This window comes from Ensifer oleiphilus, assembly GCF_013371465.1.
Taxonomy (GTDB): Bacteria; Pseudomonadota; Alphaproteobacteria; order Rhizobiales; family Rhizobiaceae; genus Ensifer; species Ensifer oleiphilus.
The window spans coordinates 880231-901372 of sequence record NZ_JABWDU010000002.1 but is presented as its reverse complement, the minus strand read 5'-3'; the positions used below and the strand labels follow the sequence as shown (position 1 = coordinate 901372).

Genomic DNA, 21142 nt, shown 5'->3' with positions numbered 1-21142 from the left:
CTGGCGATGATGGCAGTGTGTGATTCCCCGAAGGAGATGCAATGGAGTTCGTCGAACGTGCGCAGCACGACAGAAGTGCTGCCAGCCAACTCTTCGACGACGCCGGCCGAGCGCCGCTCGATGTGCTCAAGCGCGTCTACGGCTATTCGGCCTTTCGCGGCCGGCAGCAGGAAGTGGTCGAGCATGTGGCCGGCGGTGGCGATGCCGTCGTTCTGTTTCCGACCGGCGCCGGCAAGTCGCTCTGCTTCCAGATTCCGGCTCTGTGCCGTCCCGGCCTTGGTATCGTCGTTTCGCCGCTGATCGCGCTGATGCGCGATCAGGTGGAGGCGCTGAAGCAGCTCGGCGTCAATGCGGCCGCCCTCAATTCGTCGCTGACACGCGAAGAGGCGATCGCGGTGCGCCGGCAGATTGCCGACGGCACGCTGGATCTGCTTTACGTTACGCCCGAGCGCATCGTTACCGACGGCTTCGCCGACCTCATCGGCAATGCCCGCATTGCGCTTTTCGCCATCGACGAGGCCCATTGCGTTTCGCAGTGGGGCCATGATTTCCGGCCGGAATACCGCACGCTCGGCCTGCTTGCCGAGCGCTATCCCGGCGTGCCGCGCATCGCGCTGACGGCGACGGCCGATCCACATACCCGTGAAGACATTATCGAGCGTTTGTCGCTGCAGGGCGCCGAAGTCTTCACCACCAGCTTCGACCGTCCGAACATTGCCTATGAAATCGTCGAGCGCGACCAGCCGCGTCAACAACTGCTGCGCTTCCTCAGCCGCTTTCGCGGTTCCTCCGGCATCGTCTACTGTCTGTCGCGCGCCAAGGTCGAGGACACGGCCGAGTGGCTGAACGGGCAGGGGATTCGCGCGCTCCCCTACCACGCCGGCATGGACCGGACGCTGCGCGACGCCCACCAGGACGCGTTCCTGAAAGAGGAAAGTCTCTGCTTGGTTGCGACCGTCGCCTTCGGCATGGGCATCGACAAGCCTGATGTGCGCTATGTCGCCCATCTCGATCTGCCGGGTTCGATCGAGGCCTATTACCAGGAGACCGGCCGCGCCGGCCGCGATGGTCAGCCGTCCGAGGTCTGGATGGCCTATGGCATGGCCGATGTGCTGCAGCGCCGCCGGATGATCGACGAGGGTGGGGCGGGCGACGATATCAAGCGCATCGAGCGCGGCAAGCTCAACGCGCTTCTGGCGATCTGCGAGACGGCCGGCTGCCGCCGCCAGGCGATCCTCGCGCATTTCGGCGAGGCGCATCCCGGCCGCTGCGGCCATTGCGACACCTGCCTGAAGCCGGTGGAAACCTGGGATGGAACCGAGGCTGCGATCAAGGCGCTTGCCGCCGTCTATCGCACGGGCGAACGTTTCGGCACAGGCCACGTCGTCGACGTGCTGATGGGGACCGTCAACGAAAAGACCGAGCGTTTCGGCCATGTCGACATGCCGGTCTTCGGTGCCGGCAAGGATCTGCCGGCCCGGACCTGGCAATCGGTGTTTCGACAATTGCTGGCGGCCGGTCTCGTCAGTGTCGATCACACCGCCTTCGGCGCGATCAAGCTCGAGCCGGAGGCGCGCGCGGTGTTCAAGCGCGAGCGCCAGGTGCTGTTTCGCAAGGACCGCCCGCAGACGGGCAAGGGGGCACGGCAGGCGAAATCCGGCAGCCAGCGCGAACGCGCCGACCTCGCCGGCTCCGACCTCGAGCTGTTCGAACGGCTGCGCGCCGAACGCTTCACCATCGCCAAGGACCTGAACGTGCCGCCCTACGTCGTCTTCCCGGACGCAACGCTGATCGCGCTCGCCAAGGAGCGCCCGCGCAGTTTTGACGAATTGCTCGACATCCCCGGCATCGGCGAAAGCAAACGCGAGCGCTACGGCGAGGCATTTCTCGCTGTCATCGACGGGTATCTCGAGGGGTGATACTGCGCGCCAGGGGCTGCCGCGGCGTGCCCTCAATCGATCGCGCCGCCGACGCGATGCGATAGACAGTGCCCAATTTGACATGAGGTTCCAGCGTCGCTGACTGCGCCCGCAAGCCCAACTTTGACTGAAGCAATCTGTCATGCACGGCGAAGGCCACGACATAAAATGTCGCGTGGCCAGCCTCGCGATGCAATGCCCTGTCGTTTTGCCTAGGGAATGCCGCCTGGCCCTCTCAAGCCGCGGGAATTTGCTGCAACGGGAAAGCTGGCGTGGTACTCGTTTGGCACGAAACGTCCTCTTCACAGCGAAAGCGGCCAGCCATGACCTCAGCCTTTCTCTCCCACCTTCGTTCCGAACTGGACGGTCTCAAATCGTCAGGCCTTTACAAGTCGGAGCGGGTGATCGTCTCGAAGCAGGCGGGTGAGATCGAGGTTGCCTCGGGCGAGCGGGTGCTGAACTTCTGCGCCAACAACTATCTCGGGCTTGCCGACAATGCGGAACTGGCCGAAGCCGGCAAGCAGGCGCTCGACCGCTATGGCTACGGCATGGCGTCGGTGCGCTTCATCTGCGGCACGCAGGAAGAGCACAAGCAGCTCGAAGCGCGCATCTCGTCCTTCCTCGGCCTGGAAGACACGATCCTCTATTCCTCCTGCTTCGATGCCAATGGCGGCCTGTTCGAGACGCTGCTTGGCGAAGAGGATGCGATCATCTCCGACGCCTTGAACCACGCCTCGATCATCGACGGCGTGCGGCTGTCGAAAGCCAAGCGCTTCCGTTATGCCAACAACGACATGGCGGCACTGGAAGAGGAATTGAAGAAGGCCGAAGGCAGCCGCTTCAAGCTGATCGCCACCGACGGCGTGTTCTCGATGGACGGCATCATCGCCAATCTCGGCGGCGTCTGCGATCTCGCCGAGAAATACGGTGCCATGGTCATGGTCGACGACAGCCATGCGGTCGGTTTCGTGGGTAAACATGGCCGCGGCTCGGCCGAACATTGCGGCGTCGAGGGCCGGGTCGACATCATCACCGGCACGCTCGGCAAGGCGCTCGGCGGCGCTTCGGGCGGCTACACCTCGGGCAAGGCCGAAGTGGTCGAGTGGCTGCGGCAGCGGTCGCGGCCCTACCTCTTTTCCAACACGCTGGCGCCAGTGATTGCGGCTGCCTCGCTGAAAGTGTTCGACCTGATCGACAACGGCGATGCGCTGCGGGCCCGGCTTTATGCCAATGCCACCCTTTTCCGGACCGAGATGTCGAAGCTCGGCTTTACGCTGGCCGGCGAGGGCCATCCGATCATCCCGGTGATGCTCGGCGATGCGGCACTGGCGCAGGAGATGGCGGCACGCATGCTGCAAAAGGGCGTCTATGTCATCGGCTTCTCCTTCCCGGTGGTGCCGAAGGGTCAGGCCCGCATCCGCACGCAGATGTCGGCGGCCCACAGCAAACAGGACGTGTGTCGGGCGATTGCCGCCTTCGAAGAGGTCGGCCGCGACCTCGGCGTGATTTGAGGATTGGATCGATGACGAACATGATGAAGGCGCTGGTGAAGACGAAGCCCGAGGTCGGGCTGTGGATGGAGCGCGTGCCGGTGCCCGAGGTCGGGCCGAACGACGTTTTGATCAAGGTGAAGAAGTCGGCGATCTGTGGCACCGACGTGCACATCTGGAACTGGGACCAGTGGGCGCAAAAGACCATTCCGGTGCCGATGGTCGTCGGCCATGAATTCATGGGCGAGATCGCCGAGGTCGGCTCGGCGGTGACGAAGTATCATGTCGGCGAGCGGGTCTCGGGCGAGGGGCATATCGTCTGCGGCAAGTGCCGCAACTGCCGTGCCGGTCGTGGGCATCTGTGCCGCAACACGCTCGGCGTCGGCGTCAACCGACCGGGCTCGTTCGGCGAGTTCGTCTGCCTGCCGGAATACAACGTCGTGCCGATCCCGGAAGATGTTCCCGACGAGATCGCGGCGATCTTCGACCCCTTCGGCAATGCGGTGCACACTGCCCTTTCCTTCGATCTCGTCGGCGAGGACGTGTTGGTGACCGGTGCGGGCCCGATCGGCATCATGGGCGCGCTGGTTGCCAAGCGCTCGGGCGCGCGCAAGGTTGTCATCACCGACATCAACCCGACGCGGCTTGAACTTGCCCGAAACCTCGGCATCGACCATGTCGTCGACGCCTCGAAGGAGAACCTTGCCGACGTTATGAAGGCGATCGGCATGACCGAGGGCTTCGATGTCGGGCTGGAGATGTCGGGGGCGGCACCGGCGTTCCGCGACATGATCGACAAGATGAACAATGGCGGCAAGATCGCCATTCTCGGCATCGCGCCGGCCGGTTTCGAGATCGACTGGAACAAGGTGATCTTCAAGATGCTCAACCTCAAGGGCATCTACGGGCGCGAGATGTTCGAGACCTGGTACAAGATGATCGCCTTCGTCCAGGGCGGGCTCGATCTTTCGCCCGTCATCACCCACCGCATCGGTATCGACGATTTCCGCGACGGCTTCGAGGCCATGCGCTCCGGCAATTCCGGCAAGGTCGTCATGGACTGGTGAACGGGGCGTGGTGAGGCGGCGCTTCGCTAGAAAGCCGAAATCCACAAGACCGCGTATCGCCATCGATGCGCGGTCTTCTTGTCAATTGGCGAGGCCGAACTGGATCTCGATCTCGTGGTAGCGAGAGCCGGGACCTGCCCAACGGTGATAGATCTCGCGGCTCTCGCCGGAGAAATTGTGTCGGCTCATCTCGATCTTTTCGACCAGCGGCGCATAGCCCTGGGTGAAGAGGCTTCGCATCGGCCCCTGATGCAGGGTCGAGGCGACCATGATCGGCTCCAGCTCGATCATGTCGAGCATGCCGTCATAGGCTTCACCGCCTTCGACGGGGCGGCAGATGCGCCAGTCAAATGCGGACTTGGCATTTTTCGGCAGGTTCTGGGCAATGAAGATCCATGGCCCTGCGGGCTTCAGGCCCGCGCGGTCGATTTCCGCGGCGATCAACGGCGCAAGCTCGGCGCTTGCATGCCTGATGTCGGGAATAGTCAGCCTGCGTTGAATGCTGATGACGCGCATCGCGTCGGTTTCCTTGATATTCAAGAGTGCCTCCATTTTCTCGGCCGGAAGGTCAGTCGAGATTGGGTCGAGGGCAAGCGGAAAACCGGAATAATGTTGCGAACAGACGGGCGAAGTTGGGGTTTCCGGGAATTGTTTTGCGTCTTGGCACGGGTTGTTCAATCCGGCTTGTTCGCCCGTGTTCGCGCACTATCTTTGCCGACAGTCGCGGGCGGCCGCGATCAACGGTTGTGGCGGCCAAAGGAGCCAGTGCATGCGTTACGAGGGAAGTTGCCATTGCGGCAAAATCGCTTTCGAGGTCGAGGGAGACTTCGCCGAGGCGATCGATTGCAATTGTTCGATGTGCCGCCGGCGCGGCGGCTTGCTCGCCTTCGTTCCACGCGACAGTCTGAGCCTGAAGACATCGGAAGCCGATCTCTCGACTTATGAATTCAACAGGCATGTGATCAAACATCACTTCTGCAGCCATTGCGGTATCGCGCCTTTCGGCGAAGGGGCGGGTCCGAACGGACCGATGGCGGCCATCAACCTGCGCTGTCTGCCGGAGTTCGATATCGAGGCGGTGAACATCGTCAAATATGACGGGCTATCGGTATGATCGGCGGTATTGTGCATAGGTATGGTTGCGCTTGCGGATGTGACGCAATCTTGCCTTGCCGATAGGCAGTATCGACCCTTGTCTTTTTATGGGCAACGCCTACATGTTCAGCGGAAGCTGATAAACACCCGAAAACGTGAACTGAGGCGATTTTTGCCGAATCAGGCGGTTTTTCAGCGGAAATGCTTGACGGGATCGAAAATTCTGGGAATCACCATTTCCAAGCAAGAAATGGCGAAATGACACGGCGGTTAGGATATCATGCCAGTAGTGCTTCAGTGGCAGGACTGTCGAAGCTTGTCCGCTTTGCCACGATCGCTATCGTGGTTAATCAGGAATTAAACATCATCCCGTTACGTCAGGGGAAATGATTCGGTGGCGGGTGCGCGGCGCACCCGGACCTTCGAGCGGCATTTGCACCGGGCTCACGCCGGTTGCGACAAGGAAAGCGACGAACTAAATGGCAACCAAAGTCAAAGAAAACGAAGAAGCTGACGTTGAACGCGAAGGCGCTCCGGACGGCCCGCTTCTCGATCTTTCCGATGACGCTGTCAAGAAGATGATCAAGGCCGCCAAGAAGCGCGGCTATGTGACGATGGACGAGCTTAACTCCGTCCTGCCGTCCGAAGAAGTCACCTCCGAGCAGATCGAAGATACGATGGCGATGCTCTCCGACATGGGCATCAACGTCATCGAAGACGAGGAAGCTGAGGAAGCCGCCGGCGGCAGCAGCGACGACGAGAGCAGCGACGACGACAACGACGGCGAAGGCGGCGAACTGGCCACCTCCAGCGGCGGCACGGCGCTTGCGGCAACCAAGAAGAAAGAGCCGACCGACAGGACGGACGACCCGGTGCGCATGTATCTGCGCGAAATGGGTTCGGTCGAGCTTCTATCGCGCGAAGGCGAAATCGCGATTGCCAAGCGCATCGAGGCTGGCCGCGAGACGATGATCGCCGGTCTCTGTGAGAGCCCGTTGACGTTCCAGGCGCTGATCATCTGGCGCGACGAACTCAACGAAGGCCAGACGCTGCTGCGCGAGATCATCGATCTCGAAACCACCTATTCCGGTCCGGAGGCAAAGGCTGCGCCGCAGTTCCAGAGCCCTGAAAAGATCGAGGCAGACCGCAAGGCCGCCGAGGAAAAGGAAAAGACCCGCAAGGTTCGCTCCGCAAACGACGACGACATCACCAATGTCGGCGGCGATGTCATGCCGAGCGAGGAAGAAGAAGAAGACGAAGACGAGTCGAACCTCTCGCTCGCAGCCATGGAAGCGGAACTGCGCCCGCAGGTCATGGAAACGCTCGACATCATCGCCGAGACCTACAAGAAGCTGCGCAAGTTGCAGGACCAGCAGGTGGAAGCCCGCCTTGCGGCAACCGGCACGCTGTCGCCCGCCCAGGAGCGCCGTTACAAGGAGCTCAAGGACGAGTTGATCAAGGCGGTCAAGTCGCTGTCGCTCAACCAGAACCGCGTCGACAGCCTCGTCGAGCAGCTCTACGACATCTCCAAGCGCCTGATGCAGAACGAAGGCCGCCTGCTGCGGCTGGCCGAGTCCTACGGCGTTAAACGTGATTCGTTCCTCGAGCAGTACTCCGGTGCCGAGCTCGATCCGAACTGGATGAAGTCGATCAGCAACCTGGCCGGCAAGGGCTGGAAGGAATTCGCCAAGAGCGAAAACCAGACGATCCGCGACATTCGCCAGGAGATCCAGAACCTTGCGACCGAAACCGGCATCTCGATCGCCGAGTTCCGCCGCATCGTCTCGATGGTGCAGAAGGGCGAGCGGGAAGCGCGCATCGCCAAGAAGGAAATGGTCGAAGCCAACCTGCGCCTCGTCATTTCCATCGCCAAGAAGTACACCAACCGCGGCCTGCAGTTCCTCGATCTCATTCAGGAAGGCAACATCGGCCTGATGAAGGCGGTCGACAAGTTCGAATACCGTCGCGGCTACAAGTTCTCGACCTATGCGACCTGGTGGATCCGTCAGGCGATCACCCGCTCGATCGCCGACCAGGCCCGCACGATCCGCATTCCGGTGCACATGATCGAAACGATCAACAAGATCGTTCGCACGTCGCGCCAGATGCTGCACGAAATCGGTCGCGAGCCGACGCCGGAAGAACTGGCCGAGAAGCTTGCCATGCCGCTCGAAAAGGTCCGCAAGGTCCTGAAGATCGCCAAGGAGCCGATCTCGCTCGAAACCCCTGTTGGTGACGAAGAGGATTCGCATCTCGGCGATTTCATCGAGGACAAGAACGCGCTGCTGCCGATCGATGCTGCCATCCAGGCCAACCTGCGCGAAACCACGACCCGGGTTCTCGCCTCGCTGACGCCGCGCGAAGAGCGCGTGCTGCGCATGCGCTTCGGCATCGGCATGAACACCGACCACACGCTCGAAGAAGTCGGCCAGCAGTTCTCGGTCACCCGCGAACGTATCCGCCAGATCGAGGCGAAGGCGCTGCGCAAGCTGAAGCACCCGAGCCGCTCGAGGAAGCTGAGAAGCTTCCTGGACAGCTAAACAAGCCGCAAGCTGCGCTCGTTCCTCTAGAGCTAAGCGGTCGAAAATCCAACATTCAAAGGCCGGGCCATCGCCCGGCTTTTTCGTTTCTGTGCGGGCGCTCTGCCGGTTTTCTTGTGGCGGCTTGCCCGGAGGACTATACTCCCCCTTTCCGAGCAATCGGGGCACCCGGCCAAAGCGCGGGAGCAGTCGCACCGCGGGCGTGAAACGTGTCCTGTAGGAGGTGTGAAATGACCACTTATGTCGTGCTCCTCAACTGGACTGAGCAGGGCGTGAAGAATGTGCGTGAGTCTCCGAAGCGCCTCGACGCGGCCAAGAAGATGCTTGGCGACATGGGCGGCTCCTTCAAACATTTCTTTCTGACCATGGGCGAGTACGACATGGTGGCGATATGCGAGGCGCCTGACGATGCGGTGGCGGCACGTTTTGCCATGACGCTCGGCATGGGCGGCAATGTGCGCACCCGCACGCTCAAGGCATTCCCGGAAGCGGCCTACCGCGAACTGGTTGCGTCTCTCGGGTGAGATCAGCAGCATCGAGCAACAGTCGGCAAGCGCGCAACGCTCGACTAGGGCGGGCCGTTGCCGGAGAGAACGCGTGCCGCGCCCCGCATGGCGTTGCGAAATGCGTCATCGAAGCTGACGCCCTTGATCTGCCAACGATACGCCTTGCCGTTCTCGACGAGGCGCCAATCGGCGATCCAGCCACGTGCGGCGTCGGACCAGACGAGCGTGCCGGCGAGGGGGATTTCTGCGCCGATATCCGCGGCCAGCTGTTTCAGCTCAGTCGAGTTCAACCGGGATAGATGGTCGAAATCGAGCCTTGCGGCGGCAAGCGTTTCAGCGTCGGGAAGGCGGGCCATGAGAGCCAGCGGAACCGTGGCAGCGGCAAGCGATTGCGCCATATAGGGGCTTTCGCTGCCGTCGCGCGCCAGCACGAAGCGGCGCGTCTGGTCTTTGACGGCCAGCAGCACGGCGATGATCGGACGCGGCGAAAGCCACGGCTTCGACCCAAGTCTTGCCAGCAGAGGGTCAATGATCTTCGGCTCGAAACGGCAGGTGAGATCGTGCGGACGGTCGTGCGTTCCCTGCTCGTCATGGATCGGGACGCCTTCCAACCGGTCGCGATAGGAGAAGCTTGCGACGAACTCCGCCGCCCGCGCCTGCAGGGTGGGCAGCGCGGTGCTGTCGGCGAGCCTGGCATCGCCGGAAGCCTTGACCAAAACTTCGCTCAGGCATTCGCGAAAGGCGATCTGCCGGTTCTCTTCGCCGGTGCCGGTGACGATCGCATCGCTGGTGTAGAGGTTCGATCGGTCAGTTGCCTTTGCCGCGCCGCCAAGCCAGGCAGTGGCAAGGGCGACGGCGAAAACACATGTCCTCGCCGGCGTCGTCACGGCAGGCTTCAGTTGGCTGAGGGCACGGGGCAACTGAGGTCGCCTTCTTCGCAGCTCAAATAGGTCTTGAAGTCCTTGACGCGGTTCTGCGTCAAGCCATCCCGGCATTGAAGAACGATCATCGGATAGACCGAGCCTCCCGCAACGCCGGCTGCGGAAAAGTCGCATTCCGCATCACGAAAGGCGATCCAGGCTTTCTGCGCCGACACGAGCAGCCTGGTCTTGTCCGGATCGTCCTTCAGGCGCGCCTCGATCTGTTTGTAGAGCGTGTTGAGCTCGGTGTCGGAGGCCTTCAGGGCTTTGTCAGCGCATTCGTTCAGCGTTGCCTGGTCGCTGGCATTGGCGCAATCGTCGGCCCAAGCGGCCGGCGCCAAGCCCGCCAGACCGACAAGGGTGGCAAACATCAAGACAGGAAATCGCATTTCTTCGCTCTCCTCGTTTCGCGCGTGCCGCCGTCGACGCGCGCTCGCATGATCCCCGAAAGCCTCGGGATCGTGGCTTGGGTGCTCGCCTGCCGACGTCCTCCGACCCTCCGAGGATAGGTCAAAGCTGAAACTTCAGATAGCGGAATTTTAGCCGATGCACGCTGAGGCGCGCGCGTCAAACATAACGTGCAAAGGGCGCCTTGGTGATTTGAACGTGCTGCATAATTCCATCCCTGGATCGAATGCGCCCCAAGGAATCATGCGGCAGTCCCGCAATCACTCGCATTCGATTCAAAACCGATCCTTAACGTTTACGTTTTATCAATCTCTCCGAAATGAGAGGTTCGAAGATGCGTTGCGTTTTTGTCGTCGTCCTCCTGTTGCTGGCCGGTTGCGCGACGGTGCCGAGAGACACCCGAAACGCATGCGCGGTTTTCGAGCAGCGAGATGGCCTTTTCAACAACTGGCGCCGCGCCGCCTATCAGGCGGAGCGCGAATATGGCGTGCCCGTGCCGGTGCTGATGGCGACGATCTATACGGAATCCGGCTTCCGCCATAACGCCAAGCCGCCGCGCACCAAACTCTTCGGCTTCATTCCGTGGACGCGGGTTTCGTCGGCCTATGGCTATTCGCAGGCGCTCGACGGCACCTGGGCGCGCTATCAGAGCGAAACCGGCCGCTGGACGGCGCGGCGTTCCGACTTCGGCGACGCCATCCGCTTCATCGCCTGGTACCACCGCGAAAGCGGCGAGAAGAACGGCATCGCGCTCAACGACACCTATCGGCTCTACATCGCCTACTACCATGGCCACGCCGGCTACGCCCGCGGCAACTGGAGCGACACTGCCAAGACCGGCGCCAAGCGCGCCACCGGAATGGCCTCGCTCTATAGCCGCCAGTTGAAAAGCTGCGGTAGCTAGAGCACGTCGCGCAAAAATGTGCAGCGGTTCTGCGATAACGACATGCATGAAAACAAGACCTTAAAGTGCGCCAAGCTTATATGAAAGACGCAACGTGCTTTAGGACAAGGCTCAGCCGGCGGCTGCCTTTTCAAGCCCGGCGACGTCGATCTTGACCATGCCCATCATCGCCTGCTGGGCGCGGCCGGCGCGTGCCGGATCGGGATCGCTCAGGTGCCGCATCAGCGCATCGGGTATGATCTGCCAGGCCAGACCGAAGCGATCCTTCAGCCAGCCGCAGCGCTGCGGTGTGCCTCCGTCGAGCAGCCGTTCCCAGTAGTAATCGACCTCCGCCTGATCGGCGCAGCGCACGAAGAACGAGACGGCTTCGGAAAACTTGAAATGCGGGCCGCCGTTGAGCCCCATGAATGCCTGTCCCTCGAGCTCGAAGGCGGCGGTGAAGGCTCTGCCATCAGGGCCTTTCTTGACGTCGGTGATGCGGGCATTGCGGAAGATGGCGGTGTAGAACTGGATGGCGTCTTCAAGCTGGTTGTCGAACCAGAGAAAGGGCGTGATCTTCTGCATGGCGGTTGCTCCCTTGGGTGATGGTCTCAGCCAAGGACGAACGGGAAGGGGACTTGCCGACAGGCGATCATAACTTTTTCGCAAGGCCCGGCGCGGCCGCAACGGCAGCCCTTGAAGGGCGTCAAGCACGCATCGAGCGGAAAATCTGAGGCTCATGTCGGAACTTTTCGATCCCGTTCGTCCTTTGGTGGTCGAAGCAACCGAGGAGGATATCAACATGAGCTACGTGGATGGTTTCATCGTTGCGGTGCCCAGGGCCAATATCGAGGCCTACAAGGACATGGCGCGGCAAGCGGGTGAGGTGTGGATGGAGCATGGCGCGCTCTCCTATGCCGAGTGCCTTGGAGACGACGTTCCCTATGGCGAGGTGACGTCCTTTCCCCGAGCGGTACAGGCCAGGGAAGACGAGACGGTGGTTTTCTCCTGGATCACTTACAAGTCGCGTGCCGACCGGGACGCGATCGTTGCCAAGGTGATGGAGGATCCGCGACTGCAGGGCGAGGCGTGGAAAGACGTGTTCGACGGCAAGCGCATGATCTATGGCGGCTTCGAGGCCTTTCTCGAGAAATAGATCGCGCCTCGGGACGGTCCCTTGGCCGCGAGAAACTGACCCGGCAGAGGGCCTGGGCTTGACTTGGCGGCGGCTTTGCCGGACCCGTTCAAGCGGTGGTCGCACTTTGCCGCCGCCGCGCGCCAGGGGAGACAGTCAGCCATGCCGCAGACCACGATCGTCATTTCCACCCGCGGCCAGGGGCTCTACGAGTTCACCGACGAGGCGGCGGAGTTCGTCAGCGCCAATGGCCGGGGCGAGGGGCTGTTGACCCTGTTTGTCCGCCACACCTCTTGTTCGCTCCTCATCCAGGAAAACGCCGATCCGGATGTGAAGCGCGACCTCAGCGCGTTTTTTGGCCGGCTGGTGCCGCCATCCTCCGATCCGTCGATGCGCTGGGTGGTGCACACGCAGGAAGGACCTGACGATATGCCCGCGCACATCAAGGCGGCGCTGACGCAGGTCTCGATCGGTATCCCCGTCAATGCCGGCCGCATGGCGCTCGGCACCTGGCAAGGCCTCTATCTGTTCGAACACCGCGACCGGCCGCACCGTCGCGAGATCGTGCTGCATCTTGGGCGATGACATCGGCCCGATTGCCCGATCGATCGCGGCTCCGCCTTGAAGGGCGTCTCCATCCCTCCATATTCGTTGGATGATCGTACATGGAACCGATATTGGCTTTCGTCGTTTCCATGGTTGCAGTCCAAAAGACATGGACGAACCCGAAATCAGCATCCGAGGCAGATATGACCGACGCGCAGACCATCGCCAGCCGCTTCATCGACGCATTGAACGACCGCGACTTCGACGCTCTGGCGCGGATTGTCGATGAGGACGTGGCGCTCGATTCTCTGACCGGTCAGCGCACCGTCGGCGTCGAGCCGCTCAGATCCAGCATCATGACCTTCCTGCGCCATTTCGACGAAACCTATGGCGACGTCGTGCTGATGCGCGACAATTTCGGCCAGCGGATCGCCGTGGACCTGACGGCACGCGGCACTTACCGCGAGACGCTGGAGGGGTTCCCCGCCGCCTCCGGCCAGACCTATTCGATCCCGAGCGTCTTCGTGATCGAGATCGAGGATCAGTCGATCACCCGGATCAGCCACTATCGCAACATGCGCGCTTTCGAAGCCGAACTTGCCGGCTGAGCCGCGTCTTCGCATCGCAACCTCCTCAGGAAAATCGCGCTGATTTTCACGCCGCCTGTCGCGCGTGGGATGGCAAGGCCATCTGTCGATCAACCCTCTATCAATTTGATATCGCTAGAAAAAATGTGCGTAAGGTTTGCCGATCATCCATCGAGGCACCTCGCCTGGAAGTCGAACGAATCTCTGTTTCCCGCCCGTTTGCGGCATGTGCCCGCAATCTGAACCCCGCATGAATGTGCAGTTCCGCTAGCGTTCAGTTTGGCGGCGCTATTGTCCGATCAATCGCTTGGGACGGTGATTGCAGATTGAACCCTTCAAGCCCTCGGAGAAAGACCATGAAGAACATCCTCATCAACGCCGCCGCCGCCGCCGTCATCGGTTTGACCGGCCTTTTCGGTGCCGCTTCCACCGCTTCCGCAGACACCGTCGAATTCGGTTTCGGCTCGGGCGATGGCGTTCAGGTTCAGTATCGCGATTTCGACCGTGGTTACGGCGACGAGCGCGACTGGGGTCGTGATCGCCGCGGTCCGGACCGTGGCTGGGATGGCGGTGGCCGCCGCAGCCGCTGCGCCCCCTGGATGGCTGTCGACAAGGCCCGTGACCATGGCCTGCGCCGTGCCTATGTCGCCGATGTCTCGCACCGCCGCATCGTCGTCGAAGGCAGCCGCCGCGGCTACCGCCAGACAATCGCTTTCGCCAATCAGCGCGGTTGCCCGGTTATCGGCCGCTGGTAATCCAAGCCTTTTCCGTCCTGTCTCCCCCGGCCGGCGGAAATGCACCCCTCACGCCCCAGGCGTGAGGGGTTTTTCTTTGTCTGCAAGCCACAGACGGGCATGCATCGCGCTTGAGCACGACACGAAAAAGCCCCGCGCGGTTGCCACTGCGCGGGGCCTTGTCTTTTCCGGTGCTGGCCTCCCGACCCTTGGTCGGCGGCGAGCCGCAAACCGCAAAAACCCGCCAGCGCTGTTGGCGCGCGGGCTCAGGCGGCGGGCGTTACTGCTTGATCGCGAAGGTGACGTTGACCGTGACGTTGTAGCTGTTTTCGCCCGTTGCCATCGGCACGGAATCGGCCGCAAATTCCTTGGCCATGCCGGCGCGCATCATCGGCACCGGCTCCGGGCGGAAACCCTGCTCGGTGATGTTGACGACGTTGCCGAGCGAAACGCCGGCAGCTTCCGCCAGAACCTTGGCCTTCTCGATGGCATCGGCGACTGCGGCCTTGCGGGCTTCGGTGATCACGCCTTCCGGCTTGTCATTGGTGAACTGGATGCCGCCGCCCTGGTTGACGCCAAGCGTGACCGACTTGTCGATGATCTCGCCGAGCTTGGTAAGGTCGCGCACGCGTACGCTCACGCCGTTGGCCACCTGGTAGCCGATCAGCTCCGGCGGGCGGTTGCCGCCGTCATTGTTGGTCGGGAAGTTGAACTGCGGGTTGATCGAGAAGCCGCTCGTCTGCAGGTCGCGGTCGGCAATGCCGCTTGCCTTGAGGGCGGTCAGAACCTCGGCCATCGTCTTGTTGTTGGCGTCGAGCGCCTCACGCGCCGTCTTGGCATCCTTGACGACGCTCAGCTGCAGGATCGCCATATCGGGCGCAATCGACGAGCGGCCTTCGCCGGCAACCGTGATGATCGCTTCGCGGTCCCTGGCGGCATCCTGCGCGTGTGCGCCGGCAGCGGCAATACCCGCAAAGGCGGCGGCCAAGGCAGCGATGGAAAGCGTGCGGGCAGTGCGTGTGGAAGTCATGGGTCGTGTCTCTCCGGTTGTTTCTGTCCCTGCTCACTTCATGCTTATCGATTGTGTGGGCATTGCGGCAATGACTTGTCGTCAAAAAGGTTTTCGGCTAGAGCCATTGCCGTTCACGAACTGCCATTGGTTCGCTGAGTCCCGGACCTGATCCGGCGTGGGCCTGTAGCTCAATGGTTAGAGCCGGCGGCTCATAACCGCTTGGTTGGGGGTTCGAGTCCCTCCGGGCCCACCAGTTTTCGATCGCGCGCTTGAGGTAATTCTCCCCTCGAAGCGTAGCAATTTCATTCCCCGATAATAATGCGACTACACCGGTGTAGCTCGCCGCGATTTTCCGGAATTTTGACAGCGAAAACCGGAAAAACGGCAATTCCGGCTCTGGTGTCAAAAATTGCGATTTGAGTGTCTTTCAAAGACCCCTTGAACGCTACTCGCAAAAGAGCACAGGCGGCTCCTTGCTCCAGTCCACCGCCGGCACGTCTTTCTCCGCCACGAATACGCAAGCGTCATACAATGCATTATCTACGGGCGTGGCCTCGTGGAGCACGCCATGCAGATCGACGACTGAATGGGGGATGAAAAAATTGCGCCCTGCGAGCCATCCACGAACGACCCTGCCGCCGCGCGCACTAGCGAACTTCTCCGCGTTCGAATGGCAGTCGCTAGGTAGTAAGCCCAGTTCGTCGACCTCTTGGGGCGAAGCTCTTTCCCGAATGGCACGCGCTTTCCCGGCGCCGATGGCCTGTGCAATTGCGAGAATGACTTGTTGGGTCATCGCCTTCCCAGAAGTACGGGCGAGCCGCCTCCATTCTTCTTCGACGGCAACGAGCCGGTGTCAATCGCCCGCATTAAAGCGGCTGTCGGGTCTTCGGTTTGCTTCTCTTCAAGGAAGAGGCCCACACCACCGGCGGACGAGCCCGACGCCTGCTCGATCAAGCGCCTGAACCTCGACATTGCCTCTGGGCTTGCAAGCTTCCTGGCAACTGCTGGATCGCCACGGTGCCCGTGCGCTGCCGCCGTGACGATCATCATCATGCGCGTAATGCTCTGTCGATCTGCAATCGGTAGCCGCACCAATTCAAAGGCGATCACCATAAGGGCTGGACCGTTAAGGACATCTCCATCGGGTGTGCGAAGCAGCATGCTTCCAGGCTGCAACGCAGCGCGCAATACTTGCATGCGTGTAGCCGCGTCGAAGCGATTAATCGGTGGCAGGTTGTGCTCCTTGAGGAACCGTGCGGTGGCGATAATTGGGGTCGGCCTTAGATGAGCCTGCATGCCATGCTCTTCGACGAGGCGCTCAGCCGCAATCGGTTCAAGAAGATCGAAAACGAAGTCGCCGGCCTTCTGAAGACGCTCGATATCGAGCCGCATTTCACCAAGCCCTACTCCGGCCAGTCGAAGCCGATCGAGCGCGCCTGGAAAGACCTTGCCGAGGAGATTTCCAAGCACCCGGCCATGTCCGGCGCCTACACCGGCAACAAGCCCGAAAACAAGCCCGAGAACTACCGCACCTGGGCCGTCCCGCTCGACGTTCTGGAGCGGCACGTTGCCGAGCGCATCGCCGAGCACAACGCCCGCACCGGACGCAGATCCGAGACGGCAAAGGGCCGAAGCTTCGACGAAACATTCGCGGAAAGCATGCGCCATCCCGCCACCATCGTTCGGCGGGCCACGGAAGCGCAACGCTCACTCTGGATGCTCGCGGCTAAGGTCCTGAAGACACGTCCCCGCAATGGCGAGATCCACTTCCAGAAGAATGTCTATTGGGCTCCCGAACTCAACGAATGGATGGGCAAGCACCTGACCGTTCGCTTTGACCCCGACAAGTTGCACCAGCCGGTCAAGGTCTACGATCCTGAAGGCCGCTTCATTTGCGATGCGCCTTGCACCGAGAAGGCCGGTTACAACGAGCAGGCCAAGGCCGCCCGTCACGAGCGGAACCGCCGCGCCCTGGTCAAGCTCAACAAGGCGAAGGCCAAGCTGCACAAGCAGATGTCGGCCGCCCAGCTCGGCGAGCTTTATGCCGCCGATCCGCCGGAGAAGCCGGAGCCCATCCGTCCGACCATCACCCGCATCGTCACCGGCAACCTCGCGATCGAGCAGGAAACCGACGTGATGTCGCAAGACGAATACGAGGCCGGCATCGCGCGCGGTCTTTCCCTGATTTCGGGCGACAGCTCGATCATCCCATTCCCGAGAGGGGATCGGCCGGCAGGTAGTGCGTCCGGCCGTAAAAGCAGAGCCGAAACGTAGTGAGTACGGTTCCGACAAAAAACAGGGCGGGTCCACGAAACCCGCCCGTCCATAGCGCTGAATAGGAACCCTTTTGAATGCTTGATATCCTGAATGCAATACCCGCCACCTGGGACCTGCCCGAACCGGCAGCAAAATTCGTCGCGAAGCACTCCGCGGATGAAATCTCGACGTGGGAACGCCTTCGCGAGGGCGTGGCCAACCAAGCCGCCAAGAACGGTTGGACAAAGGCCGAAACCGGCCGACGCATCGGCATGGCGGAAAGTTCGTTTTCACAGTGGCTTTCCGGCACACTTCTTGGCGTCCTCGATAACCAGAACGCGCAGGCGCGCCGCTGGCTGGACGCTATCGAGGAAAGCGCGGCGGTAGAAGCCGCCATGCCGGAAGGTCCGCATTTCCTGCGGACATTGGCGGCGCGCGAAATCCACTCCACCTTGCTCCTGGCACAGACCATGACCGGTTTTGTCACCATCACGCTTGCGGCCGGACGCGGCAAGACCACCGCATGCAGAGAGTACCAGCGGGTTAAGCCGCATGTGCACATGGTCACCCTCAATCCCAAAGTGAAGACGGTTCACGGCGTCATGAGCCTGCTTTCACGCAAGCTTGGTGTCCGGGTTTTCAACCCGGCCGACCTGGTCGACATGGTCGGCGAGCGGCTGTCTTCATCGGGTGACCGCGCCCTCCTGATCATCGACGAGGCGCAGCACGCCGACCCGGAGAGCGTTAACCAGCTGCGCTATTTCTCCGACAATTACCGCGTCGGCCTGGCGCTGGTCGGGAACGAGGAGGTGCGCAAGCGGATGACGCAAGCCGCGCAGCAGACGTCCAGTCGCGACCAGATCCTGAGCCGGATCGATAAGAACCTGAAGCGCGACCCCGGCCGGGAGGCCGATGTGCGTACATTCATCGACGCCTGGGATATCCACGACGCCTCCTGCGTCAAGCTTTTGCTCGGCATCGGGCTGAAGGGTGGCGCGCTCCGGCAGATTGACCGCACGGTCAAGATGGCTTGCCTGGCCACACAGAAACCTGCCTCCGAGCTGGAGCGCAAGCACATCGAAGCCGCCTGGAACAACCGCGAAGTGGAGGAGGTGTGATGTCGTCGCGCGCACTTGCGAAGCACAGGAGCAAGCGTCTCCTCGATCGACAACACCGAACCGGCAAGCTCCCGCTTCGCCAAGGCATCCTCGGCCGTGATGATCAACGCGTGCCGCTGGTGCGCCACCTGCCGGTGTTCCTCGGTCATCGCCTCGAATGTCTTCCAGTAGAGAGCCCGGCGCCTCTCGCGCGTTTCCGCCAGGGTGGCGTCCCGCTGCGCGATCTGTGCAAGCTTCGCCTGGGCAAGGCCCGGTAGCAGCGAGACGTGATACTGCCAGGCGGGTTTCGTGCTCGTCGGAACCTGACGGGCTTGGCCCTCGCGCAGGCGCCAATTGCCATCGTTTGCCAGCCGCTTCAGGCTCGACAGGCTGGTCGGCATGCCGGGCAGGCGCAGATCGAACAGGGCATCGAGCGTGAACCAGCCGTCCATTACACTTTCCCCCGCGACTGGATGCGGATGGGGCGGGCGGTCAGGCGCTTCAGCTCGGCCGAGATCCGCTTCTGCTCCTGGCGGCAGTAGGCGATTTCCGCCAGCACCGCCTCTTCGCCGATCAGCATCGTCACGCCCTGCAGGGACGCGGCCTCGTCCCAAAGCCACAAGGCGTCGGTGGCGTGCGCCAGGGCAGCGAAGCGCGGCATAGTGATGTCGTGCGCTTTGCTTTCCGCCGTATAGGCGTCGAGCGTGGCCTTGTTGATTGACGGCAGGCCGAGATACTGCGCCATGCGCGCTGCGATGGTCGGCCGGTCATAGGGGCATTCGCGGATCGCCCGCGCCATGGCCCGCTTCAGTTTGGTGCGGTAGCGGTCGAGGTCGAGTTTCTGCGCCGGGTCGCGGACAGGGAAAACGGGCTCAAGGAAAAAGTCGAGTTGGGTATGGTTGGGCTTCATGCCGCGTCCTCCATAATCTCACGCATCAACGGATCTCCGCGATCGGAGAGGCCCATGTGCTCAAGGAATTCGTTGCGGGTTTCGTCGCTCGCCTTCTCCCAGGCTGCGATCAGCTTCTTGAGGATGGTGGCTTGGCTCTCGTCAGCAGTCGCTTTCGCCGGCTTGTCCATTGCCATGACCTTCTTCAGGTCGGGCTCGAATTTGAGGGCGGCGGCGATGCCGGTCTGCTCGGCCTCGGGCAAGCCGGCGAGCTTCAGCAGCTGTTTTTGGTCGTTTTCGTAGGGCGTGCCGCGCAGTGAGCTGCGCAGCATCGGGTGGAGCTTCTGCCCGATCTTCGTCACATTAAAATATGTGCGTTCACCGAACCCGAGGCGCTCTTGAACCCGCTGTGAAAGCTCCTTCCCTGGAGCGAAAATCAAACTGCAATCGTTGCAGTTTGATTTTTGGTCGCCACCGCGCTCAATCTTGCCGTGCTTGTCCTCATAGATTTCGCGGAACTTCATCACGAAGATGGCGCGATCGAGGGCGGACAGATCGTTGCGAAACAGGTTCTCGGAGATCTCGATCAGCTGCGCCTCGGCAGCGTCGGCCGTGACTACGACCGCCTCGATCTCCTCCCAGCCGTTCATGCGGGCCGCTTCTAGGCGGTGGCCGCCTGCAACAAGCGTGTAGGGCGTCTTGCCGCCCTGGGCGGCAGGCGTGGCGCGCACGGTGACGGGGTTGATCAGGCCGCGATCGACCATGGAGCCGGCGATTGCCGCCGCATGGTCCAGATCGACCGGACGGGCGCGGTCGGCGACCAGGATCGAGGAAATGGGTAGGGTCTTGAGCATGGGTCAGGCCGCTTCCTCTTCGGAGGCAATCATGGTCAGGAGCGAGCGCGCCTGCGTCTTGATCGTCTGGTAGTGGTTGGCAAATCGGGGATGCTTCATGCGAGCATCGACAGTGCGCAGCGCCCGGTTGATGGCCTCGCGGGACCGCTCCTCGACCTCGACGACACGTCGCTTCGGCCAGCCGCATTCGCGGATCATCAGATGCATGACGATCTGGCGGGCGAGGGCCGCATCGAACCACTGATGCGGCGGATCGAGAATGTCGGCGGCCGAAAGGTGCGGGAACCCATCCCGCACGGCGATCGTGCAGACATGCATGCAGGCTTCATAGAGCGCCTTCTGGTCGAAGCGGTTCAGCATCACAGCACCTGTCGGAGAATGGCCGCAGCTCCCGCCACGAGACCGGCCAGGGCTACGCTAAACACAAGCACCTGGTCGGCCACACGGCACACGGGAGAGGAGGACGGGATGAAGGGGTTTCGGCTGTCTATTTCGGAGCGACGTTTCGCCATTGGCGACTCGTCAGATTTCGGCTTCGATGCGCCACGAAATCCAGCAAGGAAGGGTATCTGCATGGATCTGGACACGTACGAAGACTGGGCACGCGAAGAATGCCTGTTCATCGGTTCGCTCATGGAAAAAGAGGGCGTTATGGCAATTCTCGCGAATTGCCTTCGGTACGGTGAGGAGGAAATTCGGGAGAAGGCCGGGTACTATCCGGACGTGGTCGAGCAGTTCTTCCACACGCCTCGGCGTCAACGGGCAAAGTTGCTTGGCAGCATCGGCGACACGGAAGACCTGCACGCGGTTCTAGTCGTGCTGCTGCATCAAGCGCGAAGCTCGCTAATGATGCTCGAAGCGCTGTGTAAATACGGCGTATCAGCGGGTGCGAACCCGTCGAAGAGCATGATGATTGGGCAATCCGCGGCCGCTCTTCACGCGGTCGCTGCAGGGCGCCCGCAATTGTATCCGTTTGCCGAGGATCTTCCCTTCGGGATGAGCTTAGAATGGTTCGGCCTCGAGGAAGAGCAGGCCGAGGGCCGAGGCGTGAAGCAATCTGCTCGGACGTCTCCTGCGCGTACTCGGCAACCGACGAAGCCCAAATCTCGGCAACGTCGTCCGACGTCAGGTGGTCCCGGCCAAGAGCAGTCATCGCCTTCAGATGACGTCTGAAATCGCGCCGTGCACGTGCGTGGCGCGCTGC

Annotated in this window: 25 protein-coding genes and 1 tRNA gene; 16 read left to right on the top strand and 10 right to left on the bottom strand. The window is 61.8% G+C overall.

Annotated elements, in window-relative coordinates:
* Positions 1-41: 41 nt before the first annotated feature.
* The 3 genes from recQ (at position 42) to tdh (ending at position 4476) form a co-directional block, all read left to right on the top strand.
* Positions 42-1919, top strand: coding sequence for a DNA helicase RecQ (gene recQ / locus HT585_RS11080; protein WP_176352937.1), 1878 nt, complete (start codon positions 42-44; stop codon positions 1917-1919).
* Positions 1920-2242: 323 nt separating this feature from the next.
* Entirely contained in the window at positions 2243-3430 is a 1188-nt protein-coding gene (locus HT585_RS11075) for a glycine C-acetyltransferase (protein ID WP_176352936.1), read from the top strand.
* A gap of 11 nt (positions 3431-3441) precedes the next feature.
* On the top strand, positions 3442-4476 hold the full coding sequence (gene tdh / locus HT585_RS11070; RefSeq protein WP_115419638.1) for an L-threonine 3-dehydrogenase: 1035 nt from the start codon (positions 3442-3444) through the stop codon (positions 4474-4476).
* A gap of 81 nt (positions 4477-4557) precedes the next feature.
* Here the strand turns inward: tdh and HT585_RS11065 are convergent, their stop codons facing one another.
* Positions 4558-5016 carry a GyrI-like domain-containing protein gene (locus tag HT585_RS11065; RefSeq protein ID WP_176352935.1) on the bottom strand — a complete coding sequence of 153 codons (459 nt, stop codon included), beginning with the start codon at positions 5014-5016 and terminating at the stop codon, positions 4558-4560.
* Positions 5017-5245: 229 nt separating this feature from the next.
* Here HT585_RS11065 and HT585_RS11060 point away from each other — a divergent pair, with 229 nt between their 5' ends.
* From HT585_RS11060 to HT585_RS11050, 3 genes are all read left to right on the top strand, one after another.
* Positions 5246-5590 carry a GFA family protein gene (locus HT585_RS11060; protein WP_176352934.1) on the top strand — a complete coding sequence of 115 codons (345 nt, stop codon included), beginning with the start codon at positions 5246-5248 and terminating at the stop codon, positions 5588-5590.
* A 460-nt stretch (positions 5591-6050) separates the two neighbouring features.
* Positions 6051-8111, top strand: coding sequence for an RNA polymerase sigma factor RpoD (rpoD, locus tag HT585_RS11055; protein WP_176352933.1), 2061 nt, complete (start codon positions 6051-6053; stop codon positions 8109-8111).
* Positions 8112-8341: 230 nt separating this feature from the next.
* A complete protein-coding gene (locus HT585_RS11050) occupies positions 8342-8635 on the top strand; it encodes a GYD domain-containing protein (RefSeq protein ID WP_077499587.1) in 294 nt (97 codons plus the stop codon).
* A gap of 44 nt (positions 8636-8679) precedes the next feature.
* Here HT585_RS11050 and HT585_RS11045 read toward each other — a convergent pair whose 3' ends face one another.
* Positions 8680-9537 (bottom strand): DUF2066 domain-containing protein, encoded by an 858-nt coding sequence (locus HT585_RS11045; protein ID WP_176352932.1) that lies wholly within the window; start codon positions 9535-9537, stop codon positions 8680-8682.
* Positions 9513-9926 (bottom strand): lysozyme inhibitor LprI family protein, encoded by a 414-nt coding sequence (locus tag HT585_RS11040; protein ID WP_246707622.1) that lies wholly within the window; start codon positions 9924-9926, stop codon positions 9513-9515. The genes HT585_RS11045 and HT585_RS11040 overlap by 25 nt, the downstream gene beginning before the upstream one ends.
* A 353-nt stretch (positions 9927-10279) precedes the next feature.
* Between HT585_RS11040 and HT585_RS11035 the strand changes: the two genes are divergently transcribed.
* Positions 10280-10849: a transglycosylase SLT domain-containing protein gene (locus HT585_RS11035; RefSeq protein ID WP_077499593.1), complete on the top strand. Its 570-nt coding sequence runs from the start codon at positions 10280-10282 to the stop codon at positions 10847-10849.
* Between the two features lie 111 nt (positions 10850-10960).
* Here the strand turns inward: HT585_RS11035 and HT585_RS11030 are convergent, their stop codons facing one another.
* Complete coding sequence (locus HT585_RS11030) at positions 10961-11413, bottom strand: VOC family protein (protein WP_176352931.1); 453 nt, start codon at positions 11411-11413, stop codon at positions 10961-10963.
* A 217-nt stretch (positions 11414-11630) separates the two neighbouring features.
* Between HT585_RS11030 and HT585_RS11025 the strand changes: the two genes are divergently transcribed.
* From HT585_RS11025 to HT585_RS11010, 4 genes are all read left to right on the top strand, one after another.
* Positions 11631-11984, top strand: a complete 354-nt coding sequence (locus tag HT585_RS11025; protein WP_176353275.1) for a DUF1428 domain-containing protein — start codon at positions 11631-11633, stop codon at positions 11982-11984.
* 141 nt (positions 11985-12125) lie between these two features.
* A complete protein-coding gene (locus HT585_RS11020; RefSeq protein WP_176352930.1) occupies positions 12126-12548 on the top strand; it encodes a secondary thiamine-phosphate synthase enzyme YjbQ in 423 nt (140 codons plus the stop codon).
* Positions 12549-12712: 164 nt separating this feature from the next.
* Positions 12713-13117, top strand: coding sequence for a ketosteroid isomerase-related protein (locus HT585_RS11015; protein ID WP_176352929.1), 405 nt, complete (start codon positions 12713-12715; stop codon positions 13115-13117).
* A gap of 335 nt (positions 13118-13452) precedes the next feature.
* A complete protein-coding gene (locus tag HT585_RS11010; RefSeq protein WP_077499599.1) occupies positions 13453-13851 on the top strand; it encodes a hypothetical protein in 399 nt (132 codons plus the stop codon).
* Positions 13852-14110: 259 nt separating this feature from the next.
* Here the strand turns inward: HT585_RS11010 and HT585_RS11005 are convergent, their stop codons facing one another.
* Positions 14111-14860: an SIMPL domain-containing protein gene (locus tag HT585_RS11005; protein ID WP_077499601.1), complete on the bottom strand. Its 750-nt coding sequence runs from the start codon at positions 14858-14860 to the stop codon at positions 14111-14113.
* Positions 14861-15019: 159 nt separating this feature from the next.
* Between HT585_RS11005 and HT585_RS11000 the strand changes: the two genes are divergently transcribed.
* A tRNA-Ile gene (locus HT585_RS11000) sits at positions 15020-15095 on the top strand.
* A 192-nt stretch (positions 15096-15287) separates the two neighbouring features.
* Here HT585_RS11000 and HT585_RS10995 read toward each other — a convergent pair.
* Together HT585_RS10995 and HT585_RS10990 are read right to left on the bottom strand one after the other, a co-directional pair.
* Entirely contained in the window at positions 15288-15635 is a 348-nt protein-coding gene (locus HT585_RS10995) for a hypothetical protein (RefSeq protein WP_176352928.1), read from the bottom strand.
* Complete coding sequence (locus tag HT585_RS10990) at positions 15632-16138, bottom strand: hypothetical protein (protein WP_176352927.1); 507 nt, start codon at positions 16136-16138, stop codon at positions 15632-15634. The genes HT585_RS10995 and HT585_RS10990 overlap by 4 nt, the downstream gene beginning before the upstream one ends.
* On the opposite strand from HT585_RS10990, the gene HT585_RS10985 reads away from it, so the two are divergent.
* The 3 genes from HT585_RS10985 to HT585_RS10975 all read left to right on the top strand — a co-directional run bounded on the left by HT585_RS10985 (position 16127) and on the right by HT585_RS10975 (position 18473).
* Positions 16127-17116 (top strand): transposase domain-containing protein, encoded by a 990-nt coding sequence (locus HT585_RS10985; RefSeq protein WP_176352926.1) that lies wholly within the window; start codon positions 16127-16129, stop codon positions 17114-17116. The two genes, HT585_RS10990 and HT585_RS10985, sit on opposite strands and share 12 nt — an antisense overlap.
* A 77-nt stretch (positions 17117-17193) precedes the next feature.
* Positions 17194-18216, top strand: a complete 1023-nt coding sequence (locus tag HT585_RS10980) for an AAA family ATPase (protein WP_176352925.1) — start codon at positions 17194-17196, stop codon at positions 18214-18216.
* Positions 18216-18473 carry a hypothetical protein gene (locus HT585_RS10975; RefSeq protein ID WP_176352924.1) on the top strand — a complete coding sequence of 86 codons (258 nt, stop codon included), beginning with the start codon at positions 18216-18218 and terminating at the stop codon, positions 18471-18473. The genes HT585_RS10980 and HT585_RS10975 overlap by 1 nt, the downstream gene beginning before the upstream one ends.
* A 173-nt stretch (positions 18474-18646) precedes the next feature.
* Here the strand turns inward: HT585_RS10975 and HT585_RS10970 are convergent, their stop codons facing one another.
* The 3 genes from HT585_RS10970 to HT585_RS10960 are packed head-to-tail and all read right to left on the bottom strand — an operon-like array spanning position 18647 to position 20298.
* Positions 18647-19105 (bottom strand): hypothetical protein, encoded by a 459-nt coding sequence (locus HT585_RS10970; RefSeq protein WP_176352923.1) that lies wholly within the window; start codon positions 19103-19105, stop codon positions 18647-18649.
* Positions 19102-19938, bottom strand: coding sequence for a ParB N-terminal domain-containing protein (locus tag HT585_RS10965; protein WP_176352922.1), 837 nt, complete (start codon positions 19936-19938; stop codon positions 19102-19104). The genes HT585_RS10970 and HT585_RS10965 overlap by 4 nt, the downstream gene beginning before the upstream one ends.
* A 3-nt stretch (positions 19939-19941) precedes the next feature.
* Positions 19942-20298, bottom strand: coding sequence for a hypothetical protein (locus HT585_RS10960; RefSeq protein WP_065786536.1), 357 nt, complete (start codon positions 20296-20298; stop codon positions 19942-19944).
* A gap of 108 nt (positions 20299-20406) precedes the next feature.
* Between HT585_RS10960 and HT585_RS10955 the strand changes: the two genes are divergently transcribed.
* The gene (locus tag HT585_RS10955) at positions 20407-21111 is read left to right on the top strand and encodes a hypothetical protein (protein ID WP_176352921.1); all 705 of its coding nucleotides are present in this window, start codon (positions 20407-20409) and stop codon (positions 21109-21111) included.
* Positions 21112-21142 lie beyond the last annotated feature (31 nt).

What these genes read in the sequence shown, in the direction of transcription:
- HT585_RS10975 (WP_176352924.1), top strand. Translation starts at nt 18,216, where the DNA reads ATGTCGTCGCGCGCACTTGCGAAGCACAGGAGCAAGCGTCTCCTCGAT.
- HT585_RS11035 (WP_077499593.1), top strand. Translation starts at nt 10,280, where the DNA reads ATGCGTTGCGTTTTTGTCGTCGTCCTCCTGTTGCTGGCCGGTTGCGCG.
- HT585_RS10980 (WP_176352925.1), top strand. Translation starts at nt 17,194, where the DNA reads ATGCTTGATATCCTGAATGCAATACCCGCCACCTGGGACCTGCCCGAA.
- HT585_RS11030 (WP_176352931.1), bottom strand. Translation starts at nt 11,413, where the DNA reads ATGCAGAAGATCACGCCCTTTCTCTGGTTCGACAACCAGCTTGAAGAC.
- HT585_RS11075 (WP_176352936.1), top strand. Translation starts at nt 2,243, where the DNA reads ATGACCTCAGCCTTTCTCTCCCACCTTCGTTCCGAACTGGACGGTCTC.
- HT585_RS10960 (WP_065786536.1), bottom strand. Translation starts at nt 20,298, where the DNA reads ATGCTGAACCGCTTCGACCAGAAGGCGCTCTATGAAGCCTGCATGCAT.
- tdh (WP_115419638.1), top strand. Translation starts at nt 3,442, where the DNA reads ATGACGAACATGATGAAGGCGCTGGTGAAGACGAAGCCCGAGGTCGGG.
- HT585_RS11010 (WP_077499599.1), top strand. Translation starts at nt 13,453, where the DNA reads ATGAAGAACATCCTCATCAACGCCGCCGCCGCCGCCGTCATCGGTTTG.
- HT585_RS10985 (WP_176352926.1), top strand. Translation starts at nt 16,127, where the DNA reads ATGAGCCTGCATGCCATGCTCTTCGACGAGGCGCTCAGCCGCAATCGG.
- HT585_RS10995 (WP_176352928.1), bottom strand. Translation starts at nt 15,635, where the DNA reads ATGACCCAACAAGTCATTCTCGCAATTGCACAGGCCATCGGCGCCGGG.
- HT585_RS11015 (WP_176352929.1), top strand. Translation starts at nt 12,713, where the DNA reads ATGACCGACGCGCAGACCATCGCCAGCCGCTTCATCGACGCATTGAAC.
- HT585_RS10955 (WP_176352921.1), top strand. Translation starts at nt 20,407, where the DNA reads ATGAAGGGGTTTCGGCTGTCTATTTCGGAGCGACGTTTCGCCATTGGC.
- recQ (WP_176352937.1), top strand. Translation starts at nt 42, where the DNA reads ATGGAGTTCGTCGAACGTGCGCAGCACGACAGAAGTGCTGCCAGCCAA.
- HT585_RS10990 (WP_176352927.1), bottom strand. Translation starts at nt 16,138, where the DNA reads ATGCAGGCTCATCTAAGGCCGACCCCAATTATCGCCACCGCACGGTTC.
- rpoD (WP_176352933.1), top strand. Translation starts at nt 6,051, where the DNA reads ATGGCAACCAAAGTCAAAGAAAACGAAGAAGCTGACGTTGAACGCGAA.
- HT585_RS11050 (WP_077499587.1), top strand. Translation starts at nt 8,342, where the DNA reads ATGACCACTTATGTCGTGCTCCTCAACTGGACTGAGCAGGGCGTGAAG.
- HT585_RS11025 (WP_176353275.1), top strand. Translation starts at nt 11,631, where the DNA reads ATGAGCTACGTGGATGGTTTCATCGTTGCGGTGCCCAGGGCCAATATC.
- HT585_RS11020 (WP_176352930.1), top strand. Translation starts at nt 12,126, where the DNA reads ATGCCGCAGACCACGATCGTCATTTCCACCCGCGGCCAGGGGCTCTAC.
- HT585_RS11060 (WP_176352934.1), top strand. Translation starts at nt 5,246, where the DNA reads ATGCGTTACGAGGGAAGTTGCCATTGCGGCAAAATCGCTTTCGAGGTC.
- HT585_RS10965 (WP_176352922.1), bottom strand. Translation starts at nt 19,938, where the DNA reads ATGCTCAAGACCCTACCCATTTCCTCGATCCTGGTCGCCGACCGCGCC.
- HT585_RS10970 (WP_176352923.1), bottom strand. Translation starts at nt 19,105, where the DNA reads ATGAAGCCCAACCATACCCAACTCGACTTTTTCCTTGAGCCCGTTTTC.
- HT585_RS11040 (WP_246707622.1), bottom strand. Translation starts at nt 9,926, where the DNA reads ATGCGATTTCCTGTCTTGATGTTTGCCACCCTTGTCGGTCTGGCGGGC.
- HT585_RS11005 (WP_077499601.1), bottom strand. Translation starts at nt 14,860, where the DNA reads ATGACTTCCACACGCACTGCCCGCACGCTTTCCATCGCTGCCTTGGCC.